This is a genomic window from Streptomyces sp. BF23-19 (assembly GCF_041106355.1).
GTDB classification, from domain to species: Bacteria; Actinomycetota; Actinomycetes; order Streptomycetales; family Streptomycetaceae; genus Streptomyces; species Streptomyces virginiae_A.
Window position 1 is genome coordinate 5401 of sequence record NZ_JBGBPT010000034.1, and the last position, 15444, is coordinate 20844.

General features: G+C 69.7%; 14 protein-coding genes. 13 read left to right on the top strand and 1 reads right to left on the bottom strand.

Annotation, left to right across the window (positions count from 1 at the left end):
• Positions 1-56: 56 nt before the first annotated feature.
• Positions 57-557, bottom strand: coding sequence for a transcriptional regulator BldD (bldD, locus tag AB8A24_RS20175; RefSeq protein WP_030008755.1), 501 nt, complete (start codon positions 555-557; stop codon positions 57-59).
• 296 nt (positions 558-853) lie between these two features.
• On the opposite strand from bldD, the gene pyrR reads away from it, so the two are divergent.
• The 13 genes from pyrR (at position 854) to metK (ending at position 15256) form a co-directional block, all read left to right on the top strand.
• Positions 854-1429 carry a bifunctional pyr operon transcriptional regulator/uracil phosphoribosyltransferase PyrR gene (pyrR, locus tag AB8A24_RS20180; RefSeq protein WP_266389269.1) on the top strand — a complete coding sequence of 192 codons (576 nt, stop codon included), beginning with the start codon at positions 854-856 and terminating at the stop codon, positions 1427-1429.
• 107 nt (positions 1430-1536) lie between these two features.
• Positions 1537-2529, top strand: coding sequence for an aspartate carbamoyltransferase catalytic subunit (locus AB8A24_RS20185; protein ID WP_266598668.1), 993 nt, complete (start codon positions 1537-1539; stop codon positions 2527-2529).
• Between the two features lie 2 nt (positions 2530-2531).
• Positions 2532-3818, top strand: a complete 1287-nt coding sequence (locus AB8A24_RS20190) for a dihydroorotase (protein ID WP_328964070.1) — start codon at positions 2532-2534, stop codon at positions 3816-3818.
• Positions 3815-4396 carry a hypothetical protein gene (locus AB8A24_RS20195; protein WP_328964071.1) on the top strand — a complete coding sequence of 194 codons (582 nt, stop codon included), beginning with the start codon at positions 3815-3817 and terminating at the stop codon, positions 4394-4396. Before AB8A24_RS20190 ends, AB8A24_RS20195 begins: the two co-directional genes overlap by 4 nt.
• Positions 4393-5556, top strand: coding sequence for a glutamine-hydrolyzing carbamoyl-phosphate synthase small subunit (carA, locus tag AB8A24_RS20200; RefSeq protein ID WP_328964072.1), 1164 nt, complete (start codon positions 4393-4395; stop codon positions 5554-5556). The genes AB8A24_RS20195 and carA overlap by 4 nt, the downstream gene beginning before the upstream one ends.
• Complete coding sequence (gene carB / locus AB8A24_RS20205; protein ID WP_328964073.1) at positions 5549-8857, top strand: carbamoyl-phosphate synthase large subunit; 3309 nt, start codon at positions 5549-5551, stop codon at positions 8855-8857. The genes carA and carB overlap by 8 nt, the downstream gene beginning before the upstream one ends.
• An 89-nt stretch (positions 8858-8946) precedes the next feature.
• Positions 8947-10056 carry a quinone-dependent dihydroorotate dehydrogenase gene (locus AB8A24_RS20210; RefSeq protein ID WP_369476974.1) on the top strand — a complete coding sequence of 370 codons (1110 nt, stop codon included), beginning with the start codon at positions 8947-8949 and terminating at the stop codon, positions 10054-10056.
• A complete protein-coding gene (gene pyrF, locus AB8A24_RS20215) occupies positions 10053-10892 on the top strand; it encodes an orotidine-5'-phosphate decarboxylase (protein WP_328964074.1) in 840 nt (279 codons plus the stop codon). The genes AB8A24_RS20210 and pyrF overlap by 4 nt, the downstream gene beginning before the upstream one ends.
• 303 nt (positions 10893-11195) lie before the next feature.
• The gene (locus tag AB8A24_RS20220; protein ID WP_030008746.1) at positions 11196-11519 is read left to right on the top strand and encodes an integration host factor; all 324 of its coding nucleotides are present in this window, start codon (positions 11196-11198) and stop codon (positions 11517-11519) included.
• Between the two features lie 61 nt (positions 11520-11580).
• Positions 11581-12144, top strand: coding sequence for a guanylate kinase (gmk, locus tag AB8A24_RS20225; RefSeq protein WP_030008745.1), 564 nt, complete (start codon positions 11581-11583; stop codon positions 12142-12144).
• 73 nt (positions 12145-12217) lie between these two features.
• Entirely contained in the window at positions 12218-12490 is a 273-nt protein-coding gene (gene rpoZ, locus AB8A24_RS20230) for a DNA-directed RNA polymerase subunit omega (protein WP_004948662.1), read from the top strand.
• Positions 12491-12620: 130 nt separating this feature from the next.
• Positions 12621-13835, top strand: a complete 1215-nt coding sequence (coaBC, locus tag AB8A24_RS20235) for a bifunctional phosphopantothenoylcysteine decarboxylase/phosphopantothenate--cysteine ligase CoaBC (protein ID WP_369476979.1) — start codon at positions 12621-12623, stop codon at positions 13833-13835.
• 212 nt (positions 13836-14047) lie between these two features.
• On the top strand, positions 14048-15256 hold the full coding sequence (metK, locus tag AB8A24_RS20240; RefSeq protein WP_030656249.1) for a methionine adenosyltransferase: 1209 nt from the start codon (positions 14048-14050) through the stop codon (positions 15254-15256).
• The last annotated feature ends 188 nt before the right edge of the window (positions 15257-15444 follow it).

Consider the following 15444-nt stretch of genomic DNA (forward strand, 5'->3'; position numbering starts at 1 on the left):
CCCGCAGGGGTCCGGCGCCCGCCGGTAAACGTTTCTGCTGGTCCGAAGCCCGAGACTCAGAGTTCCTCGTGCGCCACCGCGCGACGCGCGTCCGCGTCCAGCACGCCCCAGCTGATCAGCTGCTCGGTCAGGACCGAGGGCGACTGGTCGTAGATGACGGCCAGGGTGCGCAGGTCGTCCTGGCGGATCGACAGCACCTTGCCGTTGTAGTCGCCACGCTGGCTCTGGATCGTCGCCGCGTAACGCTGCAGCGGGCCCGCCTTCTCGGCCGGGACGCCCGCCAGGCGCTCCAGGTCGAGACGCAGCTTCGGCGGCGGCTCGGCAGCCCCGCCGGGAGTCGTACCCGGCAGCAGCTCCTGCACCGGCACCCCGTAGAAGTCCGCCAGCTCGGCAAGACGCTGGACGGTCACGGCGCGGTCCCCGCGCTCGTAGGAACCGACCACCACGGCCTTCCACCGACCCTGGGACTTCTCCTCGACACCGTGGAGGGAAAGGCCCTGCTGGGTGCGGATGGCGCGGAGCTTGGCCCCGAGCTGTTTGGCGTATTCGCTGGACATAACGCTCCCGGACGCTGTGACGCTGTGACTGGTGGACACTGCGACTACGTAACTACGTAACTACGTGCGGCTCCGCCGCGCGGCTGGTAACTCACTGTGAGGTTACGCAGCGTTACTTGGATGCGTCAAGCCGAATGGTCTTCGTCGCCTCCCTGGGGGTTCGTCCCAGGAGCCCTCTGAGAGCCCTTCCGTACCGGTCAGGTCCGAGTCACCGGCCTGTCCCTGGTACCCTGTGAGGCGTACATTCAGACGTCCTTTAAGGTCCGTCCCGTGAGGCGGAGAAGGAGGTCCTTTTCATGGACACCCAGCAGAACACCGATTCCATGCGCCCCGTTCTCGAAGCGCAGGACATCGCGCGGGTCCTGACCCGCATCGCCCACGAGATCGTCGAACGCGCCAAGGGTGCCGACGACGTGGTGCTCCTCGGCATTCCCACCCGCGGTGTCTACCTCGCCCGCCGGCTGGCCGACAAGCTCGAAGAGATCACCGGTACGAAGATCCCGGTCGGCTCCCTCGACATCACCATGTACCGCGACGACCTGCGGATGAAGCCCGCCCGCGCGATCGGTCGCACCGAGATCCCCGGCGACGACCTCGACGGCCGCCTGGTCGTCCTCGTCGACGACGTGCTCTTCTCCGGCCGCACCATCCGCGCCGCCCTCGACGCCCTCGGTGACCTCGGCCGCCCCCGCGCCGTGCAGCTCGCGGTCCTCGTCGACAGAGGCCACCGCGAACTGCCGATCCGCGCCGACTACGTCGGCAAGAACCTCCCCACGTCGCTGCGGGAGACCGTCAAGGTCCAGCTCCAGGAGGAGGACGGCCGTGACGCCGTGCTGCTCGGCCAGCGGACCGCCCAGGCAGCAGGCCAGTAGACCGTTCGAGTGACGGGCCCCGACCGGGCCCGCGCCGAGGCCTGCCCTGCCCGCTCGCACCCCTGCCCGTCAGCCCGCCTGCCCTCCCGACCTACGGAGCCATCCAGATGAAGCGTCACCTCATCTCGGCCGCCGACCTCACGCGCGACGACGCCGTCCTGATCCTCGACACCGCCGAGGAGATGGCCCGTGTCGCGGACCGGCCGATCAAGAAGCTGCCCACCCTGCGCGGCCTCACCGTCGTCAACCTCTTCTTCGAGGACTCGACCCGCACCCGGATCTCCTTCGAGGCGGCCGCCAAGCGGCTCTCGGCCGACGTCATCAACTTCTCCGCGAAGGGTTCGTCCGTTTCCAAGGGCGAATCCCTGAAGGACACCGCGCTGACCCTGGAGGCCATGGGCGCCGACGCGGTCGTCATCCGCCACCACGCCTCCGGCGCCCCCTACCGGCTCGCGACCTCCGGCTGGATCGACTCCGCCGTCGTCAACGCCGGCGACGGCACCCACGAGCACCCCACCCAGGCCCTGCTGGACGCCTTCACCATGCGCCGCCGCCTGGTCGGCCGCGACGCCGGCCTCGGCAAGGACCTGAACGGCCGCCGGATCACCATCGTCGGCGACGTCCTGCACAGCCGCGTGGCCCGGTCCAACGTCCACCTGCTGCACACCCTCGGCGCCGAGGTCACCCTGGTGGCCCCGCCCACGCTCGTCCCGATCGGCGTCGAGACCTGGCCCTGCGAAGTCTCGTACAACCTCGACGAAGTGCTGCCGAAGTCCGATGCGGTGATGATGCTGCGTGTGCAGCGCGAACGCATGAACGCGGCCTTCTTCCCGACCGAGCGCGAGTACTCCCGCCGGTACGGGCTCGACGGCGACCGCATGGCGAAGATGCCCGAGCACGCCATCGTGATGCACCCCGGCCCGATGAACCGCGGCATGGAGATCACCGCCCAGGTCGCCGACTCCGACCGCTGCACGGCCGTCGAGCAGGTCGCCAACGGCGTCTCCACCCGCATGGCCGTCCTGTACCTGCTGCTCGGCGGCTCCCAGCCCGCCGTCACCACCACCCCCGCCGCTGCCCGTACCGAGGAGAGCAAGTAACCATGAGCAAGATCCTTATCCGTGGCGCGAAGGTACTCGGTGGCGCGGCGCAGGACGTCCTGATCGACGGCGAGACCATCGCGGAGGTCGGCACCGGCCTGTCCGCCGAGGGCGCGACCGTCATCGAGGCCGAGGGCCAGGTCCTGCTCCCCGGCCTCGTCGACCTGCACACCCACCTGCGCGAGCCTGGCCGCGAGGACTCCGAGACCGTCCTCACCGGCACCCGCGCCGCCGCCTCCGGCGGCTACACCGCCGTCTTCGCCATGGCGAACACCTTCCCGGTCGCCGACACCGCCGGCGTCGTCGAGCAGGTCTGGCGCCTGGGCAAGGAGTCCGGCTACTGCGACGTGCAGCCCATCGGCGCGGTCACCGTCGGCCTGGAAGGCAAGCAGCTCTCCGAGCTGGGCGCCATGCACGAGTCCGCCGCCCGCGTCACCGTCTTCTCCGACGACGGCAAGTGCGTGGACGACGCCGTGATCATGCGCCGCGCCCTGGAGTACGTGAAGGCCTTCGGCGGCGTCGTCGCCCAGCACGCCCAGGAGCCCCGCCTCACCGAGGGCGCCCAGATGAACGAGGGCATCGTCTCCGCGGAACTCGGTCTCGGCGGCTGGCCGGCCGTCGCCGAGGAGTCGATCATCGCCCGCGACGTCCTGCTCGCCGAGCACGTCGGCTCCCGCGTCCACATCTGCCACCTCTCCACCGCCGGCTCCGTCGAGATCGTCCGCTGGGCCAAGTCCCGCGGCATCGACGTCACCGCCGAGGTCACCCCGCACCACCTCCTCCTCACCGAGGAGCTCGTGCGCTCGTACAACGCGGTCTACAAGGTCAACCCGCCGCTGCGCACCGAGCGCGACGTGCTGGCCCTGCGCGAGGCGCTCGCCGACGGCACGATCGACATCGTCGCCACCGACCACGCCCCGCACCCGCACGAGGACAAGGACTGCGAGTGGGCCGCCGCCGCCATGGGCATGGTCGGCCTGGAGACCGCGCTCTCCGTCGTCCAGCAGACGATGGTCGAGACCGGACTGCTCGACTGGGCGGGCGTCGCCGAGCGGATGTCCTTCGCTCCGGCACGCATCGGCGGCCTGGAGAACCACGGCCGTCCCGTCTCGGCAGGTGAACCCGCGAACCTGACCTTGGTCGAGACCTCGTACCGTGGTGTCGTGGACCCCGCACACTTCGCCTCCCGCAGCCGCAACACGCCTTACGAGGGCCGTGAGCTGCCGGGGCGCGTCACTCATACCTTCCTGCGGGGCCGGGCAACGGTCGTGGACGGGAAACTGGCGTGACACCTGCAGTAATCCAACTGGCCGCCGAGGCCGCCGAACGACAGTCGGCGGAGGTGACCAGCTTCGGCGCCCGCATGGCGTGGGTGATCGGCCTGGCCGTCTTCGTCGCGTTCGTCTACTGGCTGATGCGGCAGGGCTGGAAATGGCGCGGCGCTCTGCAGAGCGATCTGCCGGAGCTGCCCGCCGCACCCGACGGTCTTCCCGAGCACCGGCTGGCCCTGACCGGCCGGTACCACGGGTCCACCACCGCCGGGCAGTGGCTCGACCGGATCGTCGCCCACGGTCTGGGCCTGCGCAGCCGGGTCGAGCTCACGCTCACCGACGCGGGCCTCGACGTGGTCCGACCGGGGGCGGGCGACTTCTTCGTACCGGCCGCGCAACTGCGCGGCGCCCGCCTCGACAAGGGAATCGCGGGCAAGGTACTCACCGAGGGCGGTCTGCTCGTCGTCACCTGGGCGCACGGCGACAAGCTGATCGACTCCGGATTCCGCTCCGACCGCGCGGCCGAACACGCCGCCTGGGTCGAAGCCATCAATCTCATGCACTCATCCATCACGACGGAAGGCGCCGAACGATGACGACCTCCACCAGGGGAGCAGCCAAAGCTCCCGCCGTACTCGTCCTGGAGGACGGTCGGATCTTCCGCGGCCGCGCCTACGGCGCTGTGGGGGAAACCTTCGGCGAGGCCGTGTTCTCCACCGGAATGACCGGCTACCAGGAGACCCTCACCGACCCGTCGTACCACCGGCAGGTCGTCGTGATGACCGCCCCCCACGTGGGCAACACCGGCGTCAACGACGAGGACCCCGAGTCCTCCCGCATCTGGGTGGCCGGCTACGTCGTACGCGACCCCGCCCGCGTCCCCTCGAACTGGCGCTCGCAGCGCTCGCTGGACGAGGAGCTCGTCAAGCAGGGCGTCGTCGGGATCTCCGGCATCGACACCCGCGCCCTCACCCGTCACCTGCGCGAACGCGGCGCCATGCGCGTCGGCATCTTCTCGGGCGAGGCCTGGGTCGGCATCCGCGACGAGGCCCTGCTGGCCAAGGTCAAGTCGCAGCCGCAGATGAAGGGCGCGAACCTCTCCGCCGAGGTCGCCACCAAGGAGGCGTACGTCGTCCCCGCCATCGGTGAGAAGAAGTTCACCGTGGCCGCCGTCGACCTCGGCATCAAGGGCATGACCCCGCACCGGATGGCCGAGCGCGGCATCGAGGTGCACGTGCTGCCCGCCACCGCCACCGTCGAGGACGTGTACGCGGTCGACCCGGACGGCGTGTTCTTCTCCAACGGCCCGGGCGACCCGGCCACCGCCGACCACGCGGTCGCCGTCATGCAGGGCGTGCTCGCCCGCAAGACCCCGCTCTTCGGCATCTGCTTCGGCAACCAGATCCTGGGCCGCGCGCTCGGCTTCGGCACCTACAAGCTGAAGTACGGCCACCGCGGCATCAACCAGCCGGTCCAGGACCGCACCACCGGCAAGGTCGAGATCACCGCGCACAACCACGGCTTCGCCGTCGACGCGCCCCTCGACAAGGTCTCCGAGACCGCCTACGGCCGCGCCGAGGTCTCCCACGTCTGCCTGAACGACAACGTCGTCGAAGGCCTCCAGCTGCTCGACCAGCCGGCCTTCAGCGTCCAGTACCACCCTGAGGCGGCTGCCGGCCCGCACGACGCCGCGTACCTCTTCGACCGCTTCACGTCTTTGATGGAAACCGCCCTGATGGAGGCCGAGCGTGCCTAAGCGCACCGATATCCAGTCCGTCCTGGTCATCGGCTCCGGCCCGATCGTCATCGGACAGGCCGCCGAGTTCGACTACTCCGGCACCCAGGCCTGCCGCATCCTCAAGGCCGAGGGCCTGCGGGTCATCCTGGTCAACTCCAACCCCGCGACGATCATGACCGACCCGGAGATCGCCGACGCCACGTACGTCGAGCCGATCACCCCCGAGTTCGTCGAGAAGATCATCGCCAAGGAGCGCCCCGACGCGCTCCTGCCGACCCTCGGCGGCCAGACCGCGCTCAACACCGCGATCTCCATGCACGAGCAGGGTGTGCTGGAGAAGTACGGCGTCGAGCTCATCGGCGCCAACGTCGAGGCCATCAACAAGGGCGAGGACCGCGACCTCTTCAAGGGCGTCGTCGAAGCCGTCAAGGCCAAGATCGGCTACGGCGAGTCCGCCCGCTCGGTCATCTGCCACTCCATGGACGACGTCATCAAGGGCGTCGACACCCTCGGCGGCTACCCCGTCGTCGTGCGCCCCTCCTTCACCATGGGCGGCGCCGGCTCCGGCTTCGCCCACGACGAGGACGAGCTGCGCCGCATCGCCGGCCAGGGCCTCACGCTCTCCCCGACCACCGAGGTGCTCCTGGAGGAGTCCATCCTCGGCTGGAAGGAGTACGAGCTGGAGCTGATGCGCGACACCAAGGACAACGTGGTCGTCGTCTGCTCCATCGAGAACTTCGACCCGATGGGCGTCCACACCGGTGACTCGATCACCGTCGCCCCGGCGATGACGCTGACCGACCGCGAGTACCAGCGGCTGCGCGACATCGGCATCGCGATCATCCGCGAGGTCGGCGTCGACACCGGCGGCTGCAACATCCAGTTCGCGATCGACCCGACCGACGGCCGCGTCATCGTCATCGAGATGAACCCGCGCGTCTCGCGCTCCTCGGCGCTCGCGTCGAAGGCCACCGGCTTCCCGATCGCCAAGATCGCCGCCAAGCTGGCCATCGGCTACACGCTCGACGAGGTCCCCAACGACATCACCGAGAAGACCCCGGCCTCCTTCGAGCCGTCCCTCGACTACGTCGTCGTCAAGGCCCCGCGCTTCGCCTTCGAGAAGTTCCCGCTGGCCGACGCCACCCTCACCACCACCATGAAGTCGGTCGGCGAGGCCATGGCCATCGGCCGCAACTTCACCGAGGCCCTCCAGAAGGCCCTGCGCTCCCTGGAGAAGAAGGGCTCGCAGTTCACCTTCGTCGGCCCCACCGGCGACAAGGACGAGCTCCTCGCCACCGCGGTCCGCCCGACCGACGGCCGCATCAACACCGTCATGCAGGCCATCCGCGCAGGCGCCACCCAGGAGGAGGTCTTCGAGTTCACGAAGATCGACCCCTGGTTCGTCGACCAGCTCTTCCTCATCAAGGAGATCGCGGACGACCTCGCCGCCGCCGAGAAGCTCCATCCCGAGCTGCTCGCCGAGGCCAAGCGCCACGGCTTCTCCGACGCCCAGATCGCCGAGATCCGCGGCCTGCGCGAGGACGTCGTCCGCGAGGTCCGGCACGCGCTCGGTGTCCGCCCGGTCTACAAGACGGTCGACACCTGCGCCGCCGAGTTCGCCGCGAAGACCCCGTACTTCTACTCCTCGTACGACGAGGAGTCCGAGGTCGCGCCCCGCACCAAGCCCGCGGTGATCATCCTGGGTTCCGGCCCGAACCGCATCGGCCAGGGCATCGAGTTCGACTACTCCTGCGTCCACGCCTCCTTCGCCCTCAGCGACGCCGGCTACGAGACCGTGATGGTCAACTGCAACCCGGAGACCGTCTCCACCGACTACGACACCTCCGACCGCCTGTACTTCGAGCCGCTGACGCTCGAGGACGTGCTGGAGATCGTCCACGCGGAGTCGCTGGCCGGGCCCATCGCCGGTGTCGTCGTCCAGCTCGGCGGCCAGACCCCCCTCGGTCTCGCCCAGGCCCTCAAGGACAACGGCGTCCCCGTCGTCGGCACCCCGCCGGAGGCCATCCACGCCGCCGAGGACCGCGGCGCCTTCGGGCAGGTCCTCGCCGACGCCGGCCTGCCGGCCCCCAAGCACGGCACCGCCACCACCTTCGCGGGTGCGAAGGCGATCGCCGACGAGATCGGCTACCCGGTCCTCGTGCGCCCGTCCTACGTGCTCGGCGGCCGCGGCATGGAGATCGTCTACGACGAGTCCCGCCTCGAGTCGTACATCGCCGAGTCCACCGAGATCTCCCCGACCCGCCCCGTGCTGGTCGACCGCTTCCTCGACGACGCGATCGAGATCGACGTCGACGCCCTCTACGACGGCCACGAGCTCTACCTCGGTGGCGTCATGGAGCACATCGAGGAAGCCGGCATCCATTCCGGCGACTCGGCCTGCGCCCTGCCCCCGATCACCCTCGGCGGCTACGACATCAAGCGCCTGCGCGCCTCCACCGAGGCCATCGCCAAGGGCGTCGGCGTCCGCGGCCTGATCAACATCCAGTTCGCGATGGCCGGGGACATCCTCTACGTCCTGGAGGCCAACCCGCGCGCCTCCCGGACCGTCCCCTTCACCTCGAAGGCCACCGCCGTCCCGCTCGCGAAGGCCGCCGCCCGCATCTCGCTCGGCACCACCATCGCCGAGCTGCGCGCCGAGGGCCTGCTGCCGAAGACCGGCGACGGCGGCACCCTGCCGATCGACGCGCCGATCTCCGTCAAGGAGGCCGTCATGCCGTGGTCGCGCTTCCGCGACATCCACGGCCGCGGCGTGGACACCGTCCTCGGCCCGGAGATGCGCTCCACCGGCGAGGTCATGGGCATCGATGCCGTCTTCGGCACCGCCTACGCCAAGTCGCAGGCCGGCGCGTACGGCCCGCTGCCCACCAAGGGCCGCGCGTTCATCTCCGTCGCCAACCGAGACAAGCGCTCGATGATCTTCCCGGCGCGCGAGCTCGTCGCCCACGGCTTCGAGCTGATGGCGACCTCCGGCACCGCCGAGGTCCTGCGCCGCAACGGCATCAACGCCACCGTGGTGCGCAAGCTCAGCGAGGGCGAGGGCCCGAACGGCGAGAAGACCATCGTCCAGCTGATCCACGACGGCCAGGTCGACCTGATCGTCAACACCCCGTACGGCACCGGCGGCCGCCTCGACGGCTACGAGATCCGTACGGCGGCCGTGGCCCGCAGCGTCCCCTGCCTGACCACGGTCCAGGCGCTCGCCGCCGCCGTCCAGGGCATCGACGCGCTCAACCGCGGCGACGTGGGCGTCCGCTCCCTCCAGGAGCACGCGGAGCACCTGACCGCAGCCCGCGACTGACGCAGGCCGTAAGCCCGGACACGGGGAGGGGGACACCGGTTTCACGACGGGTGTCCCCCTCTTCACGAGCGCAGAGGGATTTTCCGACGATGTACAAAACCTTCTTCAACCTGGTCTTCAAGCGGATGGACCCGGAGCAGGCCCACTACCTGGCCTTCCGCTGGATCCGCCTCGCCGCCCGCACCCCCGTGCTGCGCACCTTCGTCGCGGCCGCGCTGGCCCCGCGCTACGAGGAGCTCCGCACCGAGGCCCTCGGCCTGCGCATGCACGGCCCCTTCGGCCTCGCCGCGGGCTTCGACAAGAACGCCGTCGCCATCGACGGCATGTCGATGCTCGGCTTCGACCACATCGAGATCGGCACGGTCACGGCCGAGGGGCAGCCCGGCAACCCCAAGAAGCGGCTCTTCCGCCTCGTGCCGGACCGCGCGCTGATCAACCGGATGGGCTTCAACAACGAGGGCTCGGCGGCCGTGGCGGCCCGTCTGGCGGCCCGTGAGGCGGTCTTCAGGACCGTCGTGGGCGTCAACATCGGCAAGACCAAGGTCGTGCCCGAGGGGGAGGCCGTGGGGGACTACGTCACCTCCACCGAGCGCCTCGCCCGGCACGCCGACTACCTCGTGGTGAACGTCTCCTCCCCGAACACCCCGGGCCTGCGCAATCTCCAGGCCACCGAGTCGCTGCGGCCGCTGCTGACGGCCGTACGCGAGGCGGCCGACCGCACGGTGACCGACCGCCGGGTGCCGCTGCTGGTCAAGATCGCCCCCGACCTGGCGGACGAGGACATCGACGCGGTCGCCGACCTGGCCCTGGAGCTGGGCCTGGACGGCATCATCGCCACGAACACCACCATCGCCCGCGAGGGGCTGGGCCTGAAGTCCTCCCCGGCCCTGGTGAAGGAGACCGGCGGGCTCTCCGGCGCCCCCGTCAAGGAGCGCTCCCTGGAGGTCCTGCGCCGCCTGTACGCCCGTGTGGGGGACCGCCTGGTGCTGGTGGGGGTCGGCGGCATCGAGAACGCCGAGGACGCCTGGCAGCGGATCCTGGCCGGTGCCACGCTGATCCAGGGCTACAGCGCCTTCATCTACGAGGGCCCGTTCTACGCCCGCGCCATCCACAAGGGCCTCGCCGCGCGCCTGGCCACCAGCCCGTACGCGACGCTCGCCGAAGCGGTGGGCGCCGAGACCCGAAAGGCCTCCAAGTGACTGTGACCCCGTTCGGCACCCGCCTGCGCGCGGCGATGGACTCCCGGGGCCCGCTGTGCGTGGGCATCGACCCGCACGCCGCCCTGCTGGCCCAGTGGGGCCTCCCGGACGACATCGCGGGCCTGGAGCGGTTCTCCCGTACGGTCGTCGAGGCGCTCGCCGAGTCGGTGGCGGTCTTCAAGCCGCAGGCGGCCTTCTTCGAGCGGTTCGGCTCGAAGGGCGTGGCCGTCCTGGAGCGGGCCGTGGCGGACGCCCGGGCGGCCGGGACCCTGGTGGTCATGGACGCCAAGCGCGGCGACATCGGCTCGACCATGGCCGCGTACGCCTCGGCCTTCCTGGACCCGGCCTCGCCGCTGTTCTCGGACGCGCTGACGGTCTCCCCGTACCTGGGCTACGGCTCGCTGAAGCCGGCCGTGGACCTGGCCCGGGAGTCGGGCGCCGGCCTGTTCGTCCTGGCGCTGACCTCGAACCCGGAGGGCGCGGAGGTGCAGCGGGCGGTCCGCGAGGACGGCCGGACGATCGGCGCGACGATGCTGGCGCACCTGGCGGCCGAGAACGCGGACGCCGTCCCCATGGGCTCCTTCGGCGCGGTGGTCGGCGCCACCCTGGGCGATCTGTCCTCCTTCGACCTGGACATCAACGGGCCGCTGCTGGCTCCCGGCATCGGCGCGCAGGGCGCGACGGCGGCGGACCTGCCCGGCGTGTTCGGCAAGGCCGTGCGCAACGTCGTCCCGAACGTCTCGCGGGGGGTCCTGAAGCACGGTCCGGACGTGAGTGCCCTGCGCGACTCGGCGCGGCGCTTCGCCGACGAGATCCACGAGGCCGTCACCGCGTAATCGGTCACCCGGAGAGGCCGGCCGCACCTTCGCGGGCCGGCCTCTCGCTCTTCTTGGCGAAACTCGAACGCTCTTCATCGGACAAAACCGGGGTATTTTGTCCGTGATGTACGGTTCAGTGGAGGCTGACCAGGACTTTTCGTCCGTTCTCGCTGACTGGAGCGGTGTTGGCCGCTAGTCTCCGACCAGAGTGAACGTGCAGCGAACGAGTTCCATCGCTGTTCGGGAGCTCGCGAGGTGTGTTGCCTTCAGGGTTACCCACCGGTCCGTATCCGACAGTTCGACATCCGAGGTGACGTAGGCGTGGCTCTTCCGCCCCTTACCCCTGAACAGCGCGCAGCCGCGCTCGAAAAGGCCGCCGCGGCTCGCCGGGAGCGGGCCGAGGTGAAGAATCGACTCAAGCACTCCGGCGCCTCGCTCCAAGAGGTCATCAAGACGGGCCAGGAGAACGACGTCATCGGCAAGATGAAGGTCTCCGCCCTGCTGGAGTCTCTGCCTGGCGTGGGCAAGGTGCGCGCCAAGCAGATCATGGAGCGTCTCGGCATCTCCGAGTCCCGGCGTGTCCGAGGTCTCGGTTCCAACCAGATCGCCTCTCTGGAGCGCGAGTTCGGCAGCACCGGCGCCTGAGGCGTCGACTGAAGTTCTCCCGGCGTTCTCAGGCAGTCCTGAGAACCTGGATAATCGCTCTATGGCAGCAGAGGTTCGTCCGCGGCTGACCGTGCTCTCCGGCCCTTCAGGGGTCGGCAAGAGCACGGTCGTCGCGCATATGCGCAAGGTTCACCCCGAGGTATGGCTCTCGGTGTCGGCCACCACCCGCAAGCCGCGGCCCGGTGAGCGACACGGAGTCCACTACTTCTTCGTCAATGACGACGAGTTCGACAAGCTGATCGCCAACGGCGAGCTGCTGGAGTGGGCCGAGTTCGCGGGCAACCGCTACGGCACACCCCGCGGCGCGGTGCTGGAACGCCTGGACAACGGCGAGCCGGTACTGCTGGAGATCGATCTCCAGGGCGCGCGACTCGTCCGCGAGTCCAAGCCCGACGCCCAGCTGGTCTTCCTGGCACCGCCGAGCTGGGACGAGCTGGTCCGCCGGCTGACCGGTCGGGGCACCGAATCGGCGGAGGTCATCGAGCGTCGGCTCGCCGCCGCCAAGATCGAGCTCGCTGCCGAGTCCGAGTTCGACACCACCCTGGTCAACACCTCCGTCGAGGACGTGGCTCGTGAGCTGCTAGCCTTGATGGCAGTTGTCTGATCGTTGATCGATGTTTTTGATTCGGTCGATTCCAGGACGGCCCCATCTTTCACCCATCTTCGGAAGGTAGAGCGTGTCCTCTTCCATCACTGCGCCCGAGGGCATCATCAACCCGCCGATCGACGAGCTGCTCGAGGCCACGGACTCGAAGTACAGCCTCGTGATCTACGCGGCCAAGCGCGCGCGTCAGATCAACGCGTACTACTCGCAGCTCGGTGAGGGCCTGCTCGAGTACGTCGGCCCGCTGGTGGACACCCACGTCCACGAGAAGCCGCTTTCGATCGCGCTGCGCGAGATCAACGCTGGTCTGCTGACCTCCGAGGCCATCGAGGCCCCGGCCCAGTAAGGCACCAGAAGCCCTTTCACCACAGGCCCGGCAGAACATCTGCCGGGCCTGTGGTGTGTCATGGGTGGGTACGACGACGATCAGAGCCGAAGGCGTCGGCCGCGTCGGACACGGAGAAGGGAAGTGCGTGGTGGATAAGCCGAAGGTCGTACTGGGAGTCAGTGGCGGGATCGCCGCCTACAAGGTGTGCGAGCTGCTGCGCCGGCTGACCGAGTCCGGCCACGACGTGCGCGTGGTGCCCACCGCGGCCTCCCTGAACTTCGTGGGGGAAGCCACCTGGTCCGCCCTCTCCGGGAACCCGGCCTCCACCGAGGTCTGGGAGTCCGTCCACGAGGTGCCGCACGTGCGCATCGGGCAGTCCGCCGACCTCGTCGTCGTCGCCCCCGCCACCGCCGACATGTTGGCCAAGGCCGCCCACGGGCTCGCCGACGACCTGCTCACGAACACCCTGCTCACCGCCCGCTGCCCCGTGGTCTTCGCCCCCGCCATGCACACCGAGATGTGGGAGCACCCCGCCACCCAGGAGAACGTGGCCACGCTGCGCCGGCGCGGCGCCCTGGTCATCGAGCCCGCCGTCGGCCGGCTCACCGGCAAGGACACCGGCAAGGGGCGGCTGCCCGACCCCGAGGAGATCTTCGAGGTCTGCCGACACGTCTTGAGAAGGCAGGGCCTGGCCCGCGGGGTGGCCGAGCCCGACCTCGCCGGGCGGCACGTCGTGATCAGCGCGGGCGGTACCCGGGAGCCGCTGGACCCGGTCCGTTTCCTCGGCAACCGCTCCTCCGGCAAGCAGGGCTACGCCCTCGCGCGTACCGCCGTGGCCCGCGGGGCCCGGGTCACCCTGGTGTCGGCCAACACCGCGCTGGCCGATCCGGCCGGGGTGGACGTCGTACGGGTGGGGACGGCCGTGCAGCTGCGGGAGGCCGTGCTCAAGGCCGCCGCGGACGCCGACGTCGTGGTCATGGCCGCGGCCGTGGCCGACTTCCGGCCCGCCGAGTACGCGGGCGGAAAGATCAAGAAGAAGGACGGGCAGGACCCGGCGCCCGTGGCGCTCGTACGCAATCCGGACGTTCTCGCGGAGATCTCGGCCGATCGGGCCAGGGCCGGGCAGGTGGTCGTGGGATTCGCCGCGGAGACCGACGACGTCCTCGCGAACGGCCGCGCCAAGCTCGCCCGCAAGGGATGTGACCTTCTCGTCGTGAACGAGGTCGGCGAGACTCGGACCTTTGGTTCTGAGGAGAATGAAGCGGTCATCCTGGCCTCTGATGGGTCTGAGACTCAAGTGCCCTATGGTCCGAAGGAGGCCCTGGCCGAGGTCATTTGGGACCAGGTGGCGGTCCGGCTCTAGTCGCGACGCGCCTGGGTCGATTCCCCTTCTCCAGGCCACCTCCGTGCGTAAGAATGGGAGTGCCGCAGGTCACACGGCTCCCACAAGGCGAGACGGGTGGTCCAGGAAACGGTGGCGACCGATAAACTGCATCCGGAACGTGATCGGGCGCAGCCCCCGATGTGGTTCCGCCAAATGATCAGCCAGCAGCCGCTGCAACCCCAGGGAGCGTTGTGTCCCGTCGTCTGTTCACCTCGGAGTCCGTCACCGAGGGCCACCCCGACAAGATCGCTGACCAGATCAGCGACACGATCCTCGACGCGCTCCTCACCGAGGACCCGACCTCGCGCGTCGCCGTGGAAACCCTCATCACCACGGGTCTCGTGCACATCGCGGGAGAGGTGACGACGAAGGCCTACGCGCCGATCGCGCAGCTCGTCCGGGACAAGATCCTCGAAATCGGCTACGACTCCTCGAAGAAGGGCTTCGACGGCGCCTCCTGCGGCGTCTCGGTGTCCATCGGCGCCCAGTCCCCGGACATCGCGCAGGGCGTCGACACCGCCTACGAGAAGCGTGTCGAGGGCGACGAGGACGAGCTCGACAAGCAGGGCGCCGGCGACCAGGGCCTGATGTTCGGCTACGCCTGCGACGAGACCCCCGAGCTCATGCCGCTGCCGATCCACATCGCGCACCGCCTGTCCCGCCGGCTCTCCGAGGTCCGCAAGAACGGGACCATCCCGTACCTGCGCCCCGACGGCAAGACCCAGGTCACCATCGAGTACGACGGTGACAAGGCCGTGCGCCTGGACACCGTCGTGGTCTCCTCGCAGCACGCCTCGGACATCGACCTCGACTCGCTGCTCGCTCCCGACATCCGCGAGTTCGTCGTCGAGCACGTCCTGGCCCAGCTCGTCGAGGACGGCATCAAGCTCGACACCGAGGGCTACCGCCTCCTGGTGAACCCGACCGGTCGCTTCGAGATCGGCGGCCCGATGGGCGACGCCGGCCTCACCGGCCGCAAGATCATCATCGACACCTACGGCGGCATGGCCCGCCACGGTGGCGGCGCCTTCTCCGGCAAGGACCCGTCGAAGGTCGACCGCTCCGCCGCCTACGCCATGCGCTGGGTCGCCAAGAACGTGGTCGCCGCCGGTCTCGCCTCGCGCTGCGAGGTGCAGGTCGCGTACGCCATCGGCAAGGCCGAGCCCGTCGGTCTCTTCGTCGAGACCTTCGGCACCGCCAAGGTCGAGACGCAGAAGATCGAGGACGCGATCGGCGAGGTCTTCGACCTGCGCCCGGCCGCGATCATCCGCGACCTCGACCTGCTGCGCCCGATCTACGCCCAGACCGCCGCCTACGGCCACTTCGGCCGTGAGCTGCCGGACTTCACCTGGGAGCGCACCGACCGCGTGGACGCGCTGCGCGCGGCCGCCGGCCTGTAAGCACACCCCGCCCCACGGCGGACACGTACGGCCCCGGACCTCCGCTGGTCCGGGGCCGTATTGCGTTGATCGACCGCCGCCCGGAGGCCTATGCTTCCCCTGCTCTCCCGGTGCGCCGGATGGCGGCTTCATCTGGAGCCGGGCGCGAGCCCGGTGTTGAAGGACAGTTCCACCACCGCCGCCGCCCG

Excerpts from the sequence above, each read along its gene's own strand:
- bldD (WP_030008755.1), bottom strand. The coding sequence starts at position 557 with ATGTCCAGCGAATACGCCAAACAGCTCGGGGCCAAGCTCCGCGCCATC.
- pyrR (WP_266389269.1), top strand. The coding sequence starts at position 854 with ATGGACACCCAGCAGAACACCGATTCCATGCGCCCCGTTCTCGAAGCG.
- AB8A24_RS20185 (WP_266598668.1), top strand. The coding sequence starts at position 1,537 with ATGAAGCGTCACCTCATCTCGGCCGCCGACCTCACGCGCGACGACGCC.
- AB8A24_RS20190 (WP_328964070.1), top strand. The coding sequence starts at position 2,532 with ATGAGCAAGATCCTTATCCGTGGCGCGAAGGTACTCGGTGGCGCGGCG.
- carA (WP_328964072.1), top strand. The coding sequence starts at position 4,393 with ATGACGACCTCCACCAGGGGAGCAGCCAAAGCTCCCGCCGTACTCGTC.
- AB8A24_RS20210 (WP_369476974.1), top strand. The coding sequence starts at position 8,947 with ATGTACAAAACCTTCTTCAACCTGGTCTTCAAGCGGATGGACCCGGAG.
- gmk (WP_030008745.1), top strand. The coding sequence starts at position 11,581 with ATGGCAGCAGAGGTTCGTCCGCGGCTGACCGTGCTCTCCGGCCCTTCA.